The sequence below is a fragment of the Oceanibacterium hippocampi genome, from assembly GCF_900172325.1.
Lineage (GTDB): Bacteria > Pseudomonadota > Alphaproteobacteria > Sneathiellales > Sneathiellaceae > Oceanibacterium > Oceanibacterium hippocampi.
Genome location: NZ_FWFR01000016.1, coordinates 1 through 1,253, shown reverse-complemented (window position 1 = coordinate 1,253; position 1,253 = coordinate 1). Strand labels below are relative to the sequence as shown.

General features: G+C 63.4%; 1 protein-coding gene. It reads left to right on the top strand.

Annotated elements, in window-relative coordinates:
* The first annotated feature begins 55 nt into the window (after positions 1–55).
* A protein-coding gene (locus tag OCH7691_RS22795; RefSeq protein ID WP_245826636.1) for an IS3 family transposase occupies positions 56–1,227 on the top strand; the annotation gives its coding sequence in 2 pieces (ribosomal slippage) (positions 56–305 and positions 305–1,227; 1,173 coding nt in all).
* Positions 1,228–1,253 lie beyond the last annotated feature (26 nt).

The following is a 1,253-nucleotide window of genomic DNA, read 5'->3' as shown; positions in this document are numbered from 1 at the left end:
TGGAGTTCCCCCGGTTTCGTGGACACAATCCGAGTTGTGAGAGGAGAGTGTCATCATGCCGAGAACGAGGAACCCTTACCCGCCTGAGTTCAGGGAACAGCTTGTTGCCCTGGCGCGAGTCGGGCGCAGTGTGGAGGATCTGGCGCGCGAGTTCGAACCATGCGCCGCGACGATCCATGGCTGGATCAAGCAGGCCGATCGGGATGGCGGCCGTCGCGATGACGGCGCGACCAGCCAGGAGCGCGAGGAGCTTCGCCGCCTTCGCAGGGAGAACCGCCAGCTTCGACAGGAGAGAGATATCCTGGCAAAGGCCGCGGCCTGGTTTGCTCAGAGCGACGCGATGTCGTCTCGGTCTTCAAGTTCATGACGGCGAACCAGGCCATGTTCCCCATTTATGCCATGTGCAATGCGTTCGGCGTTTCCCGTTCCGGCTACTACGCCTGGACAGGCCGCCGGCCGGGCGCCCGGGCCAATGCCGACGCGGTGCTGGTCGAGCGCATCACGGCGATCCACAAGGCCTCGAAAGAGACCTATGGTGCGCCACGCATCCACGCTGAACTCGCCGATGAAGGCGTGTATGTCGCTCGCAAGCGTGTCGAGCGGCTGATGAAAGCGGCGGGCATAGCCGGCGTCAGTCGTCGCAGGGGTGCCCGCACCACCTTCCGCGACAACCGCGTTCGCCCGGCCTGTGATCTGGTCGATCGCAACTTCTACGCCGATGCCCCGGACACGCTATGGGTGGCCGATATCACCTACGTTCCGACCTGGGCCGGGTTCCTGTATCTGGCCGTCGTGCTGGATGCCTTCTCGCGGCGCATCGTGGGCTGGGCGATGGGACACGACCTGAAGGCCCAACTGGTGCTCGACGCCCTCAACATGGCATTGACCCAGCGACGACCGGTCAGCGTGATCCATCACAGCGATCAGGGATCGCAATATACGTCGGTGGCCTTCGGCCTGAGATGCAAGGAAGCCGGCGTGCGGCCGTCGATGGGGTCGGTCGGCGATGCCTATGACAACGCCATGTGCGAGAGCTTCTTCGCCACGCTGGAATGCGAGCTGCTCGACCGACGCAAGTTCCAGACCAAGGCCGAGGCCCGCATGGCCGTCTTCCAGTTCATCGAGGGCTGGTATAATCCCGCCAGGCGCCATTCCGCCCTCGGCTATCAGTCACCCATCAACTACGAAAGGAGCGCCCAAACGAGACTGGAATCCCCAAGCCCTTAACTGTCCACGAAACCGGGGGAACTCCA